Genomic DNA, 19,266 nt, shown 5'->3' with positions numbered 1-19,266 from the left:
TTCGCCGTTTCGGGCATGGACCGATGATGGGAATCGAGCCCAACCAGCGCCGAAATGTTGCCCAAAGGGCACAGCAGTTCGCGCCCTTCCTGAGGGGCGCCGCACGAAGGCGGCCCGAGATTCTCGAAACCTTCGTCAGCGAGGGTTCGGATGCCGCCGTCGCGGCCGCCCTTGCGCTGCAGGCGGACGAGCCGGGCGTGCAACTTCGTCGTCGCCGCGACGCGCTGGCGCTGGCGGTGGCACTGGCCGACCTTTCGGGCGAATGGGATCTGGTCACGGTCACGCGGACATTGTCCGACTTTGCCGAAAGCGCCATCGACCGTGCGTTGGCCGTGGCCATTGACCAGGAAGTCGAGGGCGCGCCGCTGGAGGGCATGACCGCGATCGCGCTCGGCAAGCTGGGCAGTCGCGAGCTCAACTATTCCTCCGACGTCGATCTCATCCTGCTCTACGACCCCGACCGTCTGCCGGTACGGGAGGGCCGCGACGTCGGCGATCGCGCGGTCCGCATCGCGCGCAATTTCGTCGCCTTGCTTCAGGAGCGGACCGGCGAGGGCTATGTCGCGCGCGTCGACCTGCGCTTGCGCCCCGCCAGCGAGGCGACGCCCATCGCACTATCCGTCAATGCCGCCATCTCGCATTACGAGAGCGCCGCGATGGGATGGGAACGCGCCGCCTTCATCCGTGCGCGGGCGGCGGGCGGCGACCGCTTTCTGGGTCAGCGGTTCCTCGACGCGGTCGAACCGTTCGTGTGGCGACGTGCGCTCGATTTCGGCGTGATCGACGAAGTACGCAGCATCGCAGGACTGGTCCGCACCGAATATGCGGGCGGGCAGGCGTTCGGGCCGGGGTTCGACGTCAAGCGAGGACGCGGCGGGATCCGCGAGATCGAATTCTACGCGCAGTCCCTCCAGATGATCCACGGCGGGCGCGATCCGGCGTTGCGGGTGCCCGCGACGCTCGATGCCTTGGCGGCGCTCGGGATGGCGGGACATCTGCCGCACGAAGAGGTCGCCGAACTGTCGCGCGCCTACCGCACGTTGCGCGATGCCGAACACCGGCTCCAGATGGTCGAGGACCGCCAGACCCACACCATTCCCGAGGGCGCGGCGGCAATCGACAATGTCGCGCATCTGGCGGGCGCGGCCGATGGGGCGGCGTGGCTCGCCAGCCTGCGGCCGCATGTCGATGCCGTCGCGCCGCGCTTCGATGAACTGGTGGCCGAACAGGCCGAGCGGCTCCCATCGGACCGGGATACGCTGACCCGCGTGCTGGACGAACGGGGCGTCGCGGACGGTGCCAATGCGGCGCGGTTGATCGCGGGGTGGCGGTCGGGCAAGGCCCGCTCGTTGCGCAGCGCGAAGGCGCGCGAGGCGTTCGAGGCGATGCTGCCCGTCATGCTCGATGCCATCGCCGCCGCGCCCGATCCGGCGCATGCGTTCAACCGCTTCGCCGACATCGTCGAGCGGGTGCCGAGCGCGATCAACCTCTATCGCCTACTCGAGGCCGAGCCGACGCTGGCGCGCCTGCTCGCGCGCATCCTCGCGTTCAGCCCGGCCTTGGCGACCCAACTGGCGCGGCGGCCGGGGCTGCTCGACGGACTGCTCGACAAATCCGCCTTCGATTCGCCCGGAAGCGCGGCGGGGTTCGCAGCACGGCTGACCGATGCCACCGCGACGCTCGACTATGATCTCGCGCTCGATCGTGCGCGTCGGCTGGTGAACGAGAAACGGTTCGCGCTGGGCGTGCAGTTGATCGACGGCGAGACCGATCCGCTCGATGTCGCGCGCGGCTATGCCCATGTCGCGGAGGGCGCGATCCGTGCGCTGGCGGCCCGTACGCAGGCGGAGTTCGAGATCGTTCATGGGCGCTTCGACGGCGCAGGGCTGGTGATCGTCGGATTGGGGCGGCTGGGGGGCGAAGCGCTGACCCATGCCAGCGATCTCGACCTCGTGTTTCTCTACGACCACGGCAAAGCCGCGAAGAGCGCCGGCATCAAACCGCTCACCCCGGCGGATTATTACAACCGTCTCGCCAATCGCATCGTCGCCGCCCTGTCCGTGCCGACGGCCGCGGGACCGCTTTACGAAGTCGATACGCGGTTGCGGCCCGAGGGGCTAACGGGAAGTCTCGCGGTCGGTTTCGCAGGGTTCGAAGCCTATCAACGGCGCGATGCCTGGACATGGGAGCATATGGCGCTGACCCGGGCGCGCCCCCTGTTCGGCAGCGAGAAGGGACGCGCGCGCATCGACGCCATCCTGTCGCGCATCCTGAAGGCCGATCGCGACAATCCCGACGTCGCCCACGACGCACGGATCATGCGCGCCGACATGAGAGCGCACAAACCACCCGCTGGACCGCTCGACATCAAGCTGGGCGAGGGCGGACTGGTCGATCTCGAGTTCGCGATGCACGTCACGCAATTGTCGAGCGGCGAGGGGTTGGTGCCCGATCTGCGGACGGCGCTGGGGATGCTCGTCGATGCCGGCAGGGCGCCGGAGACGTTGCTCGCCGACCACGATCTGCTGACGCGGATGCTGGTGCTGCTGCGTCTGGTCGCGCCCGACAGCGCCAGCCCGTCGCGTTCGGCACGCGGGCTGGTTGCCGAGCGTTTGGGCTTCGGAGACTGGGACGCTGCCCTTGCGGCGCACGACGCGGCCCGCCTAAGAATAGCACAGTATTGGAAAGAGGTGCGTCATGCTTGAAGCCGGAGACAAGGCCCCGAACTGCACGGTGAAGACCGGGACGGGCGAAATGATCGATCTGCACGATCCGAAAGGAACGCTGGTCGTTTTCTTCTATCCCAAGGACAATACGCCGGGGTGCACGAAGGAAGCGATCGCCTTCTCCGAGCATCTCGAGGCGTTTCGCGAGGCGGGCGCGAAGGTCGTCGGCGTATCCCGCGACCCGATGGCGAGCCACGACCGCTTCACCAAGAAGCACGACCTGACCGTCCCGCTGGTCGCCGACGAGGACGGTAGTGTGTCCGACGGCTTTGGCTCGTGGGGTGAGAAGAAGAATTACGGGCGCACCTATCAGGGCATGCACCGGTCGACATTCATCGTCGGTGCGGACGGGATCATCAAGAAAGCCTGGCCCAAGGTGAAGGTGGCGGGACACGCCGAAGAGGTGCTGGAGGCGGTCAAGGCTCTCTAGGGCCGCCCTTCGACTGTCTTCACAAACTGCGCCGGCGTCGCCATATGGCGCACAAGCTCAACCGTTTATCCGAGGATCGCCCGTGGCCGAATTTACCCTGCCCAAGAACAGCAAGATCAAGAAGGGCGTGCGCCACGAAGCGCAGGAAGGCACCAACCTCAAGACGTTTAAGATCTATCGCTACGACCCCGAAAAGGGAGAGAATCCGCGTTACGATGAATATGTCGTCGATCTCGACAAGTGCGGGCCGATGGTTCTCGACGCGATCATCAAGATCAAGAACGAGATCGACCCGACGCTGACCTTTCGCCGGTCGTGCCGCGAGGGCATCTGCGGATCGTGCTCGATGAACATGGACGGCAAGAACGGTCTCGCCTGCACCAGCGCGATCGAGGATTATTCGGGCACGCTGACGATCCACCCGCTGCCGCACATGGAAGTGGTCAAGGACCTGGTCGGCGATTTCACGCATTTCTACGCGCAATATGCCTCGATCCAGCCCTGGCTGAAGAGCGAGACGCCCGAACCCTCTGGCAAGGAGCGCGAGCAGGCACCGGAGGACCGCGCCAAGCTGGACGGTCTGTACGAATGCATCATGTGCGCCTGCTGCTCGACCGCCTGCCCGAGCTATTGGTGGAACAGCGACAAGTTCCTCGGCCCTGCGATCCTGCTGCAGGCCTATCGCTGGCTGGCCGACAGTCGCGACGAGGCGACCGGCGAGCGACTGGACCAGCTCGAGGATCCCTATCGTCTCTATCGCTGTCACACGATCATGAACTGCGCCAATGCCTGTCCCAAGGGTCTCAACCCCGCCAAGGCGATTGCCGAAACCAAGAAGATGATCGCGGCCCGCGCGGCCTAGGCCGCCCTTCCCAATCCGTCATCGCGAGCGTAGCGAGGTTGCTGGACGGCCAGGCCTTCCAGTCCCGATCAGCGCGACGGTTCTCCGCGGTCGTTGCGCTCCCTCGCCATGACGAAGATGTGATGCCCCATAAAACTCCTGAAAAACCTCGCAACCGCTCCTACCAGCCGCATCCCGACTATCCGGGCTGGTTCTGGTGGGGCGGTTGGGACAATCCCGACAGCTTCGCCGCTCAGATTGGGCTGATGATCTTCAAGCCGGGCGACGAGCCGGGGACCGGCATCGTGCGGATGTTTCCCGAAGAGCGACATCTAAATCCCGGTGGCTCGATCCACGGTGGGTGCGTGATGAGCTTCATCGACATGGCGATGTTCGCGGGCGGGTTCGTCGCCGGCATGGAACGGGCGCATTACGTCACGCTCGACTGCCATACCCGGTTCATGGATCGCGGGCGCGCGGACGTTCCGCTCGATGCGCACGTGAAGCTGCTGCGACAGACGCCCGGCGGGATCGTCTTCCTGTCGGGTCATCTCGAGCAGGAGGGACGGCCCTGCTACGCGTTCAGCGGAACCTGCAAGCGCGTTCGCGACCCGCGAAAGAAGGGTGATGACGACAAGTAGCGGACCCGTCCGCGAGGCCTACGAGGCGCGGGTCGCCGCGGGCGATCTGCAGCGCGATTCCGACCAGATGGAGGCGGTCGCGGCGCTCGACCGCTTTGCCGCCGATCTCGGCCGGACGCGAACCGGATTTCTCAGCCGCCTGTTCGGGCGCGAGACACCGGCGCCGTGCGGCGTCTACATGTGGGGCGGGGTGGGACGCGGCAAGTCGATGCTCATGGACATGGCGTTCGAGCATATCGAAGCTGAGCCGAAGCGCCGCGCCCATTTCGCGCCCTTCATGCTCGACGTTCACGCGCGCCTGCGAAAAGCGCGCGATGCAGAGATCGAGGACCCGTTGATCCACGTCGCGCAGGAGATTGCGGGCGAGGCGCGCTTCCTCGCCTTCGACGAGATGATGGTCACCAACACCGCCGACGCGATGCTGATGAGCCGGCTGTTCACCGCGCTCATCGACGAAGGCGTCGGCATCGTGACGACGTCCAATCGCCCCCCCAACGATCTCTACAAGGACGGCCTCAACCGCCAGCTATTCCTTCCCTTCATCCGGCTGATCGAGGCTCAGATGCAGGTGGTGCCGTTGAACGGTCCGACCGACTATCGGCTCGACCGGATGAAGGCGCTGGACCTGTGGCATTCGCCGCTGGGCGAGGCGGCGACCCGCGCATTGAGCGACGCCTTCTTCCAGCTGACCGGCCATGCCGAGACCGAGTCCGAGAACGTGCCCTCGACCGAGCTCGATGTCGGCGGCGGGCGCACCCTTCACGTGCCCAAGGCGCTGGGCGGAGTCGCGGTCTTCAGCTTCCAGCGCTTGTGCGGCGAACCGCGCGGGTCGAGCGACTATCTCGTCATCGCGGAGGCGTTTCACACCGTGATCCTCGTCGGCGTGCCGGTCATGGAGCGCGAGATGCGCAACGAGGCGGCACGGTTCGTCCAGCTGATCGACGCGCTCTACGAGGGCGGAGTGCGCCTGCTGGTTGCCGCCGAAGCGGAGCCCGAAGACCTCTATCCCTCGGGCGACGGCAGTTTCGAATTCGCCCGAACCGTCAGCCGCCTCGAGGAGATGCAGAGCGAAGCCTATCTCGACCGGGGCGAAGAACCCTAGGCGACCTTCGCGACCGGTTCGGCCCTGTGTTCGACATGCAGCGCGGCCCAGCCGACCTGCGTGATCGCGAAACGGCGTCCGTGAGTGACCGGCGATTCCTCGGCTTTCAGCAACCCTGCCTCGGCCATGTCGTCCAGCATGTCGCTGACCTTGAAGCGCGGCAGTTCGAGATCCGCCGCGACCCCGGCGGCGGTGCGATAGTCGCGCGCCGTCATCGCGCGCAGCACGGCGTGATCGGTCTTGCCGAGGCTCGCGACGTAGAGTGCCTGCGCCTCGCTGAACGACCGGGCGACCTGCTGGTGCTTTTCGGCCTCCTTCTTCGCCGCCGCGCCCTTCGCGAGCTTGCGTTCGTCGGCGGAGCGATCGTCGACATACTCTGCCAGCGCCCGCGCCTTGGCTTGCGCCTCGCGCAACTGGTCGCGCATCGTGTCGAGATCGTCGAGCATGCGACGGTCGCTGCTCTCCACGGCGAAGCGGCCGGCATAGGCGGCGACCAGCCCCAACCCGAACAGGATCACGAGATTCTCGTAGATGTCGGCCCATTCGGCAAGAAAGATGCCCGTCACCAGTTCGGACCGCACAAGGCTCAAAAGCAGCGGCACGGCCCCCGCCGCGACGATCCCCACCATCAGGTAGGTTGCCAGACCGTAGCGCCGCGCCCCCCGGCGCGACGTGTCGCCGATGTCGGGTCGGTGCGGATGCCCCATCAACCAGGCGGCAACACTGCCCAGCACGGCGGCCGCGAAGATTACCGCCGCGACGGCGATCACTTTATCCATTGGCGTTTCCCCAATTTCCCCGGTGAACCCATGCCGCTCGCATGGCCTGATGAAGAAACTGCAAACGCGCTCCCATGCTGTCAAAGAAAAAGGCCGCTCAATCGAAAGGCCTTTTCACAAGGTTAACGGCATGCTGTCTGCCGATCAGAATATCGCGTCCAGAACCTGCCGGACGATCAACGTCGTGGGGTCGACGCGATAGACGTAGTTATTGTCGTAGATGTAACGATCGCGCGGATCGAGGTCGTAGCGACGGCGCACGTCATACGGAAGCCGGTCGTAGGGCGTCCAGTCATCGTAGCGGGCGTCGAACCGATAGCCGCGCTCGTACCGTTTCTTCGCCTGTCCCGGCGGCTGGCAACCGTTGTTCTTCTTTGCCAAGCCCGGCGGGCAGCCCTGCTGGGCATAGCCGTAGGAGTAGGACGACTGGTTCTTGTTCTTGCCGCCCTTTGCGTGCGCCGGCTGCGCGGCAGCGGGGGTGGCGGCGAAGGCGGCGGCGCCGAGCGCCAGGATTGCGATCTGTTTCATGGGAGTAACAATAGCAGGGCCGCCTGAACCGTTGCTGCCGAAAAGCGCGGTTTACGGCGAACGGAGCAGGATCGGCGATGCACCGTTCGGTAGGACCGCGAGCATCGCTTGGCGGTTGCAGGTCGCTCGCGGGCGGGTTAGGTGCGCGCACAAGAGAGTCGCACCCGCGACCGCACCGAAAAGTCTCGCATCCCGAAAGGACCCCCATGGCCCGCAAGAAAATCGCGCTCATCGGCTCCGGCATGATCGGCGGCACGCTCGCCCATCTCGCCGCCAAGAAGGAAATGGGCGACATCGTCCTGTTCGACATCGCCGAGGGGTTGCCGCAGGGCAAGGCGCTGGACCTGTCGCAGTGCGGCCCGGTCGAGGGCTTCGATGCCAAGATCAGCGGCACCAACGATTATGCCGATATCGCCGGCGCCGATGTGGTGATCGTCACCGCGGGCGTTCCCCGCAAGCCCGGCATGAGCCGCGACGATCTGCTCGGGATCAACCTCAAGGTGATGAAGGCGGTGGGCGAGGGCATCAAGAACAACTGCCCCGACGCGTTCGTCATCTGCATCACCAATCCGCTCGACGCGATGGTCTGGGCGCTGCGCGAATTCTCGGGCCTGCCGCACAACAAAGTCGTGGGCATGGCGGGCGTTCTGGACTCCTCGCGCTTCGCGACCTTCCTCGCGTGGGAATTCGACGTCTCGGTCAAGGACGTGAATGCCTTCGTCCTCGGCGGGCACGGCGACACGATGGTGCCGGTGCTCAGCTATTCGACGATCAACGGCATTCCCGTGAACGACCTCGCCAAGATCAAGGGCGTGTCGGAAGACCGCATCGACGAGATCGTCCAGCGCACGCGTGGCGGCGGCGGCGAGATCGTCGGCCTCCTGAAGACCGGCAGTGCCTTCTACGCCCCCGCGACCAGCGCGATCGCGATGGCCGAAGCCTACCTCGTCGATCAGAAGCGCGTACTGCCCTGCGCCGCCTATGTCGAAGGCAAATATGGGGTCGATGGCCTCTATGTCGGCGTGCCCGCGATGATCGGCGCGGACGGCATCGAGGACGTCATCGAGATCGAATTGTCCGACGAGGAGAAAAAGAACCTCGGCGTTTCGATCGACGCGGTCGAGGAACTGGTCGATGCCTGCAAGGGCATGGACGAGAGCCTGAAGTAAGGAAGGACGGGTCGATGCGTATCCTCACTCTTCTTTCCGCCGCCGCGCTTGCCGGCACGGCCGCTCCTGCGATGGCGCAGGACGTGCCCGATGCGGCGCAGGTCGCCGAATCGCTGGCTGCGTGCCGCGCGGTGACGACCGCCGACTGGATCCATCTCGACCAGCTTCGGGACCATGATTTCCGCGCCGCCGAGGCGCGCGGCCGCGGCGTGAGCAAGCGCAAGGTGCGCGGGCTTTACGCCAAGAAGGGCAATGACGCCTACATCATCGCCTCGAAGGACGAACTGGACGCCAAGCAGTGCGTCGTTTCCGCCGCGCTTGCCGACACCGCGGCCTACGGCCCGCTCGCCCAGGAGCTGTCGGCGATCATCGGCATGCCGGCGCGCCAGGACGGTCCCGCCTATTTCTGGGACGTCGAGGGCAAGCAGATCAAGATCGAGCCCGAAGGCGACGCCGACGAACCCTACGCTCGCTTCACCGTCACTGCGCTTCCCGCCGATTGATCCCCCATTTCGACCGCCAAGGACATCATATGAGCATTCTCGTCGACAAGAATACCAAGGTCATCACGCAGGGGATGACGGGCGACACCGGCACCTTCCATACGCAGCAGGCGCTCGATTACGGAACGCAGATGGTCGCGGGCGTCACGCCGGGGAAGGGCGGGACGACGCACCTTGGCTTGCCCAACTTCGACACCGTGGCCGAGGCCGTCGAGGCGACCGGCGCGGACGCCAGCGTCATCTACGTGCCACCGCCCTTCGCGGCCGACGCGATCTGCGAAGCGATCGCGGCCGAAGTGCCGCTGATCGTCGCGATCACCGAAGGCATTCCGGTGCTCGACATGGTTAAGGTGAAGGCGGCGCTGGAAGGCTCCAAATCGCGGCTCATCGGGCCGAACTGCCCGGGCGTGCTGACGCCGGGCGAGTGCAAGATCGGTATCATGCCGGGCAAGATCTTTTCCAAGGGCAGCGTCGGGGTGGTCAGCCGCTCGGGCACGCTGACCTACGAAGCGGTGTTCCAGACGACCAACGAGGGCCTCGGCCAGTCGACCGCGGTCGGCATCGGCGGCGATCCGGTCAACGGCACCAACTTCATCGACGTGCTCGAGCTGTTCCTTGCCGACGATGCGACCGAAAGCATCATCATGATCGGCGAGATCGGCGGCGACGCCGAGGAGCAGGCCGCGCAATTCCTCGCCGACGAGGCGAAGAAGGGTCGCAAGAAGCCCACCGTCGGCTTTATCGCGGGCAAGACGGCGCCTCCGGGCCGCCGGATGGGTCATGCCGGCGCGATCGTTTCGGGCGGCAAGGGCGGCGCGGAAGACAAGATCGCCGCGATGGAAGAAGCCGGCATCACCGTTTCGAAAAGCCCGAGCGAACTCGGCACGACGCTTTCGGCAGTGCTGAAGGGCTAGCCCGAACAGGCGCGCGCGGCGGCGGGAAAGTCCTGCTGCCGCTGGAGCGCTTCGTAGGCGAAGGTCGGACGATCCGACGACAGGATATGCAGGCCCGCGCTTGCCAGCGCGGCGTAGGCCTCGGCGCTCCCGTCCTGTTCGTCGAGCGTCGCGTAGGTGCCGTAGTTGGCGCTGATGCCGCTTTCGCCGAGGTATCGCCACAAGGCGGGACGGGGGGCCTGGAGACCGGTCCACGCGGTCATCCGATCGGACGGTACGCCGGAGGCTTCGTAGGCCGCCAAATCGTCCTCGGTGTTGATGCTGGCGGAAATCAGCAAGTCGCTGTTCTGCGCCACGGTCACCGCATCGTCGGCATTATAGGTGATGACCAACGCGCGGTCCTGCGCGCCGCGTGCCTCCAGCCAATCGAGGAGCGGCTCGAACGCCACCCCGCGCTTCACATCGAGTTGCAGGATCGCACGGCCCTTCGACCAGTCGAGCACCTCCTCCAGCGTCGAGATGCCGTAGCCACCGATATCGTAACGGACCGTTTCCAGTTCTGCGAGCGAGCGCGAGGCGAGCGGTCCGGTCCCGTCGGTATCCTGGTCGAGATCGTCATCATGGAAGAGGACATAAGTGCCGTCCGCCGTCTGCCGCACGTCGATTTCCAGCATCATGGGGGCCTCTGCCAATCGCGCTGCCATCGTCTCCAGCGCATTTTCCGGATAGCCCGCCATCGGCCCGCCGCGGTGCGCACTGACGATCGTGACGCCGCGCTCGCGCAGGCAGGTCAGGAAGGCACCGACGCCATCGGGCGCGGTCAGCGCGAGGGCGGGTTCGGGTAACGACGCGGCGCGCGGCAAGGCATCGCGCTGCACCGCAGGCTGTGCGCAGGCGGCAAGAGCGATGCACAAGGTGACGGCGAAAGCGTGTCGGTGCGTCAAAGCGAACTCCATCGGGTCTAGCCAATAGTCACGGCGCGGCCTAATCCCCGCCCTCACGAAACCACCTAGCCTCCCGAACGTAGGTCGGGAAGGACGAACAGCCCGCCGGAGCCTCCATGGACGCCCTCACACCCGAGAAAAAAGAAGGTCCTTCCTGGGCCCGCGACAACTGGCCCGTGACGAGCCTCGACGAAACGAACCTGGGACTCGATCCCGTCGAGGCGAACTATGTCGAGAAAGCCAAGGAAGCGGCCCAGGCCTCGGGCGTGACCGACGAAGCCGAACTCATCCGCGTCGCCGACAATTCGATCCGCGCGATGATGCTCATCCGTACCTACCGCGTACGCGGGCATCTGGCGGCGCAGCTCGATCCGCTCGGTCTGTCGCACCATGAATTTCCCGAAGAGCTCACCCCCGCCTATCACGGCTTTCCCGATCTCGACCAGGAAGTCTGGCTGGGCGGGGTCCTCGACCTCGACCGCGCGACGATCCGCACCATCACCGGCATCCTGCAGGCCAATTATTGCGGCACCGTCGGCGTCGAATACATGCACATCAACGATCTCGACGAGCGGCGCTTCATCCAGGACCGCGCCGAGGGCAAGAATGCCGAGATCCATTTCACCCCCGAAGGCAAGATCGCGATCCTCGAAAAGGTGATCGAGGGCGAGCAGTGGGAGAAATTCCTCGCGCGCAAATATGTCGGCACCAAGCGGTTCGGCCTCGACGGCGGCGAGAGCGCGATCCCCGCGCTGGAAGCGATCATCAAATATGGCGGCCAGATGGGCGTCACCGAGATGACCGTGGGCATGGCGCACCGCGGACGGCTGAACGTGCTCGCGAACGTCATGGGCAAACCCTATCGCGCCATCTTCCACGAATTCGCGGGCGGTGCCTCCAACCCCGAGGAAGTGGGCGGGTCGGGCGACGTCAAATATCACCTCGGCACCTCGAGCGACCGGTCGTTCGACGGCAACGACGTGCATCTGAGCCTCGTCCCCAACCCCTCGCACCTCGAAGCGGTAGATCCCGTCGTGCTGGGCAAGTGCCGCGCGATCATGACCATTCGCGGGGACAAGCATGGCAAGACCGTGCTGCCCATCCTGCTGCACGGCGATGCCGCCTTCGCGGGACAGGGCGTGGTGGCCGAATGCCTGATGATGAGCGGGCTTCCGGGCTATGGCACCGGCGGCACGATCCATTTCGTGATCAACAACCAGGTCGGCTTCACCACCTCGCCCCAGTTCGCGCGATCGAGCCCCTATCCCTCCGACATCGCCAAGTCGATCCAGGCCCCCATCCTCCACGTCAACGCCGACGATCCGGAGGCGGTGACCTGGGCGTGCAAGGTGGCGATCGAATTCCGTCAGCAGTTCGGGCGCGACGTCGTGATCGACATGTGGTGCTATCGCCGCTTCGGTCACAACGAAGGCGACGAGCCGAGCTTCACCCAGCCGTTGATGTACGACGAAATCCGCCAGCACCCGCCGATCAGCGAAATCTACGCCGCCCGGTTGATAGAGGAAGGCGTGGTCGGCAAGCAGTGGGTCGACGGTAAGGTCGAGGACTTCACGCGCCACCTCGAGGAGGAATTCGAGGCGGGCAACGGCTACGAACCCAAGCAGGCCGACTGGTTCGGTGGCCGCTGGTCCAAGCTGCAGAGCCCCGAGGAAACCGTCTCGGGCCGCCGCAACATTGATACGCACATATCGGGCGAAACCTACGACAAGCTCACCGAAGTCCTCACCGACGTCCCCGAAAACCTCGACGTCCACAAGACGCTCGCGCGTATCCTGAAGGCCAAGCGCAAGGCGCTGGACGAAGGCGCGGGGATCGACTGGGCGACGGCCGAAGCGCTGGCGTTCGGAAGCTTGAGCCTTGATGGCTATGGCGTGCGCCTGTCGGGACAGGACAGCGGGCGCGGCACCTTTTCGCAGCGCCACGCCGTCTGGGTCGACCAGAATTCGGGCGAGAAGTTCATCCCGCTGCGCGAGATGGACACGGGCGGCGGGCCCTTGTTCGAAGTGCGCGATTCGCCGCTCTCGGAATATGGGGTGATGGGGTTCGAATATGGCTATTCGATCGCCGATCCCATGACGCTGACGCTGTGGGAAGCGCAGTTCGGCGACTTCGCCAACGGCGCGCAGATCATGATCGACCAGTTCATCGCTAGCGGAGAGGCCAAGTGGCTGCGCGCCAGCGGGCTCGTCCTGCTGCTGCCCCACGGGTACGAGGGGCAGGGGCCCGAGCATTCGTCCGCGCGTCTCGAACGCTTCCTCCAGCTGTGCGCGGAAGACAACATGCAGGTCTGCAACATCACGATGCCGGCCAACTATTTTCATGTCCTGCGCCGCCAGATGAACCGCGATTTCCGCAAGCCGCTGGTGATCATGACGCCCAAATCGCTGCTGCGCCACAAGCGCGCGCAATCGACCCGCGCCGATTTCACCGACGCCGAGCATGGCCATTTCTACCGTATCCTGTCGGATCCCGACGGGGCGCCGAGCGACGCGACGAAGAAAGTCGTGCTCTGTTCGGGCAAGGTCGCGTTCGACCTCATGGACAAGCGCGACGAGGCGGGCATCGACGATACGCAGATCATTCGCATCGAGCAGCTCTATCCCTTCCCAATCGAGCCGCTGGTCAAACGCCTCGCCGCCATGCCCAATCTCGAAAAGCTCACCTGGTGTCAGGAAGAGCCGCGCAACCAGGGCAGCTGGCTCTTGGCGCACGAACTGATCGAACGATGCCTCACCGAAGCGGGGCACGAGGGGATGCGCCCCGTCTATGCGGGACGCGACGCCTCGGCATCGCCCGCCACGGGGCTCGCCAGCCGCCACGCCAAGCAGCAAGCCGCCTTGATCGAACAGGCGCTGGGGCTCTAAGGCACCAGCCGAACCACCGAAGGAAGAAACGAACCCGATGGCAACCGAGGTCAAGGTCCCGACACTGGGCGAAAGCATCACCGAAGCGACGGTCGGCGAGTGGCTGAAACAGGTCGGCGATCCGGTCGAACAGGACGAGCCGATCGCGAGTCTCGAGACCGACAAGGTCTCGGTCGACGTGCCGAGTCCCGTCGCGGGCGTGATCGAAAGCCACGAAGTGGCCGAGGGCGACACGGTCGAGGTCGGCGCGCTGATCGCGAAGGTCGGCGAGGGCCAGGGCACCGAAACGGTCGCGGACGAGAAGAAGCCCGCCCGTGACGAGCAAGCCGAATATGGCGGCCCCGACGCGATCCAGGAAAACAACGACGTCGTCGACCAGCACGAGGCGGGCGAAGTCGCCTCGGGCGACCTGACGCTGAGCCCCTCCGTGCGCAGAGCGGTGCTCGAGCACGGCGTCGACCCTTCCAAGATCGCCGGCACCGGCAAGGACGGCCGTATCACGAAGGACGACGTGCTGAAGGCCGCGAAGGAGAAGGGCGAGGCGCCTGCCGCCGCCCCCGCACCCGCCGCCAAGGCCAAGGCCGCCACCGCCGCTCCGGCGCTACAGTCTGCGGCCGGCGAGCGGCGCGAGGAGCGGGTCAAGATGACGCGCATCCGCCAGACGATCGCCAAGCGCCTCAAGGAGGCGCAGAACGAGGCCGCGTTGCTCACCACGTTCAACGACGTGGACATGAGCGCGGTCATGGAAGCGCGCGGCAATTACAAAGATATGTTCGCCAAGAAGCACGGCGTGCGCCTCGGCTTCATGAGCTTCTTCATCAAGGCCTGCGCGCTCGCCGCCAAGGACGTGCCGTCGGTCAACGCTCGCATCGAGGGCGACGAGATCGTCTATCACGACTATCTCGACGTCTCGGTCGCGGTCTCGGCGCCCAAGGGCCTCGTCGTCCCCGTCATCCGTTCGGCGGATCAAATGAGCTTCGCCGATATCGAGAAGACGATCGCCGATTACGGTGCACGGGCCAAGGATGGCCAGCTCACGATGGAAGAGATGCAGGGCGGCACCTTCACCATTTCCAACGGCGGCGTGTTCGGCAGCCTGCTGTCGACCCCGATCATCAATCCGCCGCAGTCGGCGGTGCTGGGCATGCACCGGATCGAGGAGCGCCCCGTCGCGGTCGATGGCGAGGTCGTGATCCGTCCAATGATGTATCTGGCGTTGTCCTACGATCATCGCCTGATCGACGGGCGCGAGGCGGTGACCTTCCTCGTCCGGGTCAAGGAAGCGCTAGAGGATCCCACTCGCCTGCTGATCGACCTCTAGGGGCACTGCCGCTCGCGCTCGCGTCGTGCGATGAGCGAGGGAGTGCCCATCGAAAGCTTCTGACATGATCCGACCGATTCATCTCCTCGCCCCCTTCCTCCTGGGCCTCGCGGCCTGCGACATGGCGGGCGAAATGGCCAAGGACCAACTGGGCGAACAGGCCCGCGCCGCGTTCGTCGAGCGATGCGAGGGTGTTGCCGCGAATGTCGGCTTCTCGAACGACACGTTGACGCCGGTATGCGGTTGCAGCGCCGACCGGCTGCTCGAAAAGGACGTCTCCGAACTGGCGCAGGTCGATCGTGCGCGGATCGAACAGATTCTTTCCGAATGCGCGAGCGAACAGGGTCTCTCGCCCAACCGACCCGAAGGGCTGGAGCCGCCGCCCGAAAACAGCTTCTGAGCCGGGCCCGCCTTGCCCTTTGGGGGACAGGCCCTATGTCGAAGCCCAAGGATCAGAATGACATGATGAGGCAGGCGCTCGATGGCTGACAAATACGACTATGACGTTCTCGTGATCGGTTCGGGGCCCGGCGGCTATGTCGCTGCGATCCGCGCCGCGCAGCTGGGGTTGAAGACCGCCTGCGCCGAAAGCCGCGAAACGCTGGGCGGGACCTGCCTCAACGTCGGTTGCATCCCGTCGAAGGCGTTGTTGCATGCCTCTCACCTTTACGAAGAAGCCAAGGGCGGACATCTGAAGAAGTTCGGGATCAATCTCGAAGGCGCGAGCCTCGATCTCGACCAGATGCATGCGGAGAAGGCCGAGGCCGTGAAGGGTCTCACCGGCGGCATCGAATTCCTGTTCAAGAAGAACAAGGTCGACTGGCTCAAGGGCCACGCCAGGTTTACCGGTGCGCACACCGTCGATGTCGACGGCAAGAGCGTGACCGCCAAGGACATTGTCATCGCCACCGGCTCGTCGGTCACGCCGCTTCCGGGCGTGGAAGTCGATAACGACCAGCATGTCGTCGTCGATTCGACCGGCGCGCTGAAGCTTCCCAAGGTGCCCGACCATATGGTCGTCATCGGCGGCGGCGTGATCGGGCTGGAACTCGGCAGCGTCTGGCGGCGCCTGGGCGCGAAGGTCACCGTGGTTGAATATCTCGACCAGATCCTGCCTGGAATGGACGAAGAAGTCCGCAAGGAAGCCAACAAGATCTTCAAGAAGCAGGGCTTCGAATACAAGCTCGGAACCAAGGTCACCGGTTGCGAGGTGAAGGGCGACAAGGCGGTTCTCTCGATGGAGCCGGCCAAGGGCGGCGATACCGAGACCCTCGAGGCCGATGTCGTGCTCGTCTCGATCGGTCGCCGCGCCAATACCGACAATCTCGGGCTCGACGCCGTCGGGCTGTCGGTCAACGATCGCGGCCAGATCGAGACCGACCATGATTTCGCGACCAGCGCCGAGGGCGTCTGGGCGATCGGCGACTGCGTCCCGGGCCCCATGCTCGCGCACAAAGCCGAGGACGAAGGCATTGCGGTCGCGGAGAATATCGCGGGCGAAGTGGGCATCGTGAACCACGACCTCATTCCCTCGGTCGTCTATACCTACCCCGAGATCGCGGGCGTGGGCCTCACCACCGAACAGGCCAAGGAAGACGGCTTCTCGATCAAGGTCGGCAAGTTTCCGTTCATGGCGAACAGCCGCGCCAAGACCAATCGCGACACCGACGGGTTCGTGAAGATCATCGCCGACGCGGAAACCGACCGCGTGCTGGGTGTATGGATCATCTCCTCGCTCGCCGGCACCCTGATCGCGCAGGTCACGCAGGCGATGGAATTCGGCGCCACGAGCGAGGACATCGCCTACACCTGCCACGCCCATCCGACCCATGCCGAAGCCATCAAGGAAGCGGCGATGGCGGTGCAGGGCAAACCGATCCACATCTAGACCGGCACGCTTTACAACCGCCTCACCCCCGGCGAAAACTGGAGACCGTGCCGCCGCGCCCGTGCGCGCGGCAACGACAGGGATCTTGGCCGGTGCCGGGATGACGGGGGTCGAATGCGCTTACGTAAATCGCTTCGCCAATGGCATATCTGGCTCGGCTGGCTGGTAGGGGTGCCGTTGCTGTTCTGGACGTTGTCGGGCTTTTTCATGGTGCTGAAGCCGATCGAGGAAGTGCGCGGCGAGCATCTGTTGTCCGCCGAAGCCGTCCCGACGCTCGAGCGTACCCCGTTGCTCCCCGGAGAAATGCAGGGGGAGACGAGCCTTGAACTCGTCGCTCGCGAGCGGGGCCTCTATTGGGTATTGAACGGCGACACGCTGATCGAGGCCGAGGCAGGGCGCCGTGCCGAGCCGTTCAGCGCCGCCGATGCCCGCGCCGAGGTCGAGGCGCGCTATGTCGGGACGAGCCCTATCGCATCCGTGCGTGCGGTCGATACTGCCGATCCTCCCCTCGACTGGCGGCGCGAAACGCCCGCCTGGGCGATCGAAACCGAGGATGGGACGCGCTTCTATGTCGAACGCGACACGGGACGCATCGCGGCGGTGCGGACCGGGTGGTGGCGCGCCTTCGACTTCATGTGGGGCATCCACATCATGGACCTGCAGACGCGCGAGCATATCGCGAACAACTGGCTCCGCGTGTTCAGCGCGCTTTCGCTCGTCACGATCCTGATGGCGCTGGTCCTGCTCCCGCTGTCGCAATGGCGACGGCGGTCAAAGCGATAGGAGCCGCTTCCACCAGCTCGTTTCGACGGGCGCTGCGGGCGGTGCCGTGACCATCCGGCATTCGAGGCAGCGCGCCTGCATGGCGGGGCCGCTCATCAATTGTTCGATCGTCCCGATCGCTTCCGCGAGCGCGGCGTCGGGTCGACCTGCGATCCGCGTCCACGGATCGACGGGCGCCGCGTCGGCGCGCACGCCGAAAAGATCGCGGAAGAAGCCGAAATCGTCCGCACGCTGGATCCGGCGGATGCCGGGTTCGCCGTCGATTTCCGCCAGCTCTGCGGCATAAGCGACCGCTTCTTCGAGCCCGCCGAACCGATCGACCAGTCCCAGCTGGCGTGCGGTTCCACCGTCGTAGACGCGTCCGCCGCCCAACTGCTCGGCGCGTGCGCGGGGAATGTCGCGGTTCTGCGCGACGAGGGTCAGGAAGCGATCGTAGATGCTGTCGACCCCAGCCTGGAATACCGCATCGGCCGCGTCGCTCGGCCCTGCGAACAGGTCCGGCTCGCCCGAAAGCGGCGTCGTCCTGATGCCGTCGACGCCGATGCCGAGCTGCTCCATCGTGCCCTCGAAACTGGGCAGTACGGCGAACACGCCGATCGACCCGGTGACGGTCGACGGTTCGGCAAAGATCGCGTCGGCATCCATCGCCACCCAATAGCCGCCGGACGCCGCTACGTTGGCGAAGCTCGCCACGACCGGTATGTCCCTGTCGGCCTTCACGTCGGCGATGGCGGTGCGGATCTCTTCCGACGCGAGTACCGATCCGCCGGGGCTGTCGATCCGCAGCACCAGTGCCTCGAGCCCTTCGTCCTTGCCCGCCTCGCGGATCGCCTGCGCGATGCTGCCGCCCGCCGCCTCTCCGACGGGGGAGAAACCGTCGACGATGGTGCCGGCAATGGTGACGACGCCGATCGGCCCGTCGTTCGTATCGTCAAGTTCGATGCCGATATAGTCGGCCAGTTCGATGCGCTCGAACCCGCCCATGGCGTCCTCGTTCTCGCCGCCGAGGCTCGCCAGCCGTGCGTGAAACTCCTCGCGCGTCGAAAGGCTGTCGACCAGCCCGAGACCGAGCGATGCCGCAGCCAGATCGGGCTGCTCCGCCGCGACCGCCGCCGGATCGTTGAGAATCCGGTCGATCTGAGCGTCGGGCCGAGCCGCGCGCACGTCCTCGCGCCATTGTTCGAACAAAGCGCCCGCCAGCGCCTCGGCATTCTGCCTCGCCTCGGGACTCATCTGTGTTTCGGTATAGGGTTCGGTCGCCGACTTGAAATCGCCCGCGCGATAGACGTTGGCGCTGACCCCCAGCCGGTCGAGCAGGGCGCCGAAATAGAGGTTGTTGCCCCCCGGTCCCGCCAGCGCGACGGTGCCGAGCGGGTTGAGATGAATCTCGGTCGCGTGCGCGGCCAATTGATATCCGTCGCCGACATAGCCGGTGGCGTAGGCGATGACGGGTTTCTCCGCGGCGACTTCGGCGATCGCATCGCCCAGGGTCGTCATCGCGCTCTGTCCGCCGCCGAGGAAGCCGTCGAGGTCGAGGGCGACCGCTTCCACCCGCTCGTCGTCCTTCGCCAGCTCCAGCGCCGCGACGAGGTCGGCCAGTTCCCATTCGCCGATCGAGGGCGCACCGGCCAGCGCGGCGAGCGGATCGGGGGCGCTGGCTTCCTCGACCACGATCCCGTCGAGGTCCATGACCAGCACGCCGTCGCCGACCACGGGGTCGGGCGTGCCCTGCAACGCCACGAACAGCACCCCGAAGAACAGGAACATGAAGATGAGGACCAGAAGGTCCTTCACCCCGACCAGCAATTTCCAGATGGCGCGTGCGAAACTCAT

General features: G+C 65.5%; 17 protein-coding genes. 13 read left to right on the top strand and 4 right to left on the bottom strand.

Annotated features, from left to right (window positions below; all coding sequences use genetic code 11):
* Positions 1-23 precede the first annotated feature (23 nt).
* The 5 genes from glnE (at position 24) to zapE (ending at position 5,740) form a co-directional block, all read left to right on the top strand.
* Positions 24-2,705, top strand: a complete 2,682-nt coding sequence (gene glnE / locus WJT74_RS08350; RefSeq protein ID WP_343343632.1) for a bifunctional [glutamate--ammonia ligase]-adenylyl-L-tyrosine phosphorylase/[glutamate--ammonia-ligase] adenylyltransferase — start codon at positions 24-26, stop codon at positions 2,703-2,705.
* The gene (locus WJT74_RS08345; RefSeq protein ID WP_343343630.1) at positions 2,698-3,156 is read left to right on the top strand and encodes a peroxiredoxin; all 459 of its coding nucleotides are present in this window, start codon (positions 2,698-2,700) and stop codon (positions 3,154-3,156) included. The genes glnE and WJT74_RS08345 overlap by 8 nt, the downstream gene beginning before the upstream one ends.
* 82 nt (positions 3,157-3,238) lie before the next feature.
* On the top strand, positions 3,239-4,018 hold the full coding sequence (locus WJT74_RS08340; protein ID WP_343343628.1) for a succinate dehydrogenase iron-sulfur subunit: 780 nt from the start codon (positions 3,239-3,241) through the stop codon (positions 4,016-4,018).
* Positions 4,019-4,140: 122 nt separating this feature from the next.
* On the top strand, positions 4,141-4,638 hold the full coding sequence (locus tag WJT74_RS08335; protein WP_343343626.1) for a PaaI family thioesterase: 498 nt from the start codon (positions 4,141-4,143) through the stop codon (positions 4,636-4,638).
* On the top strand, positions 4,625-5,740 hold the full coding sequence (zapE, locus tag WJT74_RS08330) for a cell division protein ZapE (RefSeq protein ID WP_343343624.1): 1,116 nt from the start codon (positions 4,625-4,627) through the stop codon (positions 5,738-5,740). The genes WJT74_RS08335 and zapE overlap by 14 nt, the downstream gene beginning before the upstream one ends.
* Here the strand turns inward: zapE and WJT74_RS08325 are convergent.
* Together WJT74_RS08325 and WJT74_RS08320 are read right to left on the bottom strand one after the other, a co-directional pair.
* On the bottom strand, positions 5,737-6,519 hold the full coding sequence (locus WJT74_RS08325) for a YEATS-associated helix-containing protein (RefSeq protein ID WP_343343622.1): 783 nt from the start codon (positions 6,517-6,519) through the stop codon (positions 5,737-5,739). The genes zapE and WJT74_RS08325 overlap by 4 nt on opposite strands.
* A 144-nt stretch (positions 6,520-6,663) precedes the next feature.
* Complete coding sequence (locus WJT74_RS08320; RefSeq protein WP_343343620.1) at positions 6,664-7,047, bottom strand: hypothetical protein; 384 nt, start codon at positions 7,045-7,047, stop codon at positions 6,664-6,666.
* 206 nt (positions 7,048-7,253) lie between these two features.
* On the opposite strand from WJT74_RS08320, the gene mdh reads away from it, so the two are divergent.
* The 3 genes from mdh to sucD are packed head-to-tail and all read left to right on the top strand — an operon-like array spanning position 7,254 to position 9,633.
* Positions 7,254-8,216 (top strand): malate dehydrogenase, encoded by a 963-nt coding sequence (mdh, locus tag WJT74_RS08315; protein ID WP_343343619.1) that lies wholly within the window; start codon positions 7,254-7,256, stop codon positions 8,214-8,216.
* A gap of 14 nt (positions 8,217-8,230) precedes the next feature.
* Positions 8,231-8,719, top strand: a complete 489-nt coding sequence (locus WJT74_RS08310; protein WP_343343617.1) for a hypothetical protein — start codon at positions 8,231-8,233, stop codon at positions 8,717-8,719.
* A gap of 29 nt (positions 8,720-8,748) precedes the next feature.
* Positions 8,749-9,633, top strand: coding sequence for a succinate--CoA ligase subunit alpha (gene sucD / locus WJT74_RS08305; protein ID WP_343343615.1), 885 nt, complete (start codon positions 8,749-8,751; stop codon positions 9,631-9,633).
* Here the strand turns inward: sucD and WJT74_RS08300 are convergent.
* Complete coding sequence (locus WJT74_RS08300) at positions 9,630-10,568, bottom strand: glycerophosphodiester phosphodiesterase family protein (RefSeq protein ID WP_343343613.1); 939 nt, start codon at positions 10,566-10,568, stop codon at positions 9,630-9,632. The two genes, sucD and WJT74_RS08300, sit on opposite strands and share 4 nt — an antisense overlap.
* A gap of 104 nt (positions 10,569-10,672) precedes the next feature.
* Between WJT74_RS08300 and WJT74_RS08295 the strand changes: the two genes are divergently transcribed.
* The 5 genes from WJT74_RS08295 (at position 10,673) to WJT74_RS08275 (ending at position 17,433) form a co-directional block, all read left to right on the top strand.
* Complete coding sequence (locus WJT74_RS08295) at positions 10,673-13,441, top strand: 2-oxoglutarate dehydrogenase E1 component (protein WP_343343611.1); 2,769 nt, start codon at positions 10,673-10,675, stop codon at positions 13,439-13,441.
* A 37-nt stretch (positions 13,442-13,478) separates the two neighbouring features.
* A complete protein-coding gene (odhB, locus tag WJT74_RS08290; RefSeq protein ID WP_343343609.1) occupies positions 13,479-14,762 on the top strand; it encodes a 2-oxoglutarate dehydrogenase complex dihydrolipoyllysine-residue succinyltransferase in 1,284 nt (427 codons plus the stop codon).
* Positions 14,763-14,826: 64 nt separating this feature from the next.
* On the top strand, positions 14,827-15,162 hold the full coding sequence (locus WJT74_RS08285) for a hypothetical protein (RefSeq protein WP_343343607.1): 336 nt from the start codon (positions 14,827-14,829) through the stop codon (positions 15,160-15,162).
* Positions 15,163-15,243: 81 nt separating this feature from the next.
* Positions 15,244-16,650, top strand: coding sequence for a dihydrolipoyl dehydrogenase (gene lpdA / locus WJT74_RS08280; protein ID WP_343343605.1), 1,407 nt, complete (start codon positions 15,244-15,246; stop codon positions 16,648-16,650).
* Positions 16,651-16,764: 114 nt separating this feature from the next.
* Positions 16,765-17,433 carry a PepSY domain-containing protein gene (locus WJT74_RS08275; RefSeq protein WP_343343603.1) on the top strand — a complete coding sequence of 223 codons (669 nt, stop codon included), beginning with the start codon at positions 16,765-16,767 and terminating at the stop codon, positions 17,431-17,433.
* Here WJT74_RS08275 and sppA read toward each other — a convergent pair.
* A complete protein-coding gene (gene sppA / locus WJT74_RS08270; RefSeq protein ID WP_343343601.1) occupies positions 17,422-19,266 on the bottom strand; it encodes a signal peptide peptidase SppA in 1,845 nt (614 codons plus the stop codon). The two genes, WJT74_RS08275 and sppA, sit on opposite strands and share 12 nt — an antisense overlap.

Source organism: Sphingomicrobium sp. XHP0239, assembly GCF_039555325.1.
Lineage (GTDB): Bacteria > Pseudomonadota > Alphaproteobacteria > Sphingomonadales > Sphingomonadaceae > Sphingomicrobium > Sphingomicrobium maritimum.
The sequence above is the reverse complement of the archived record's forward strand: the minus strand, read 5'-3'. Positions and strand labels throughout refer to the sequence as shown.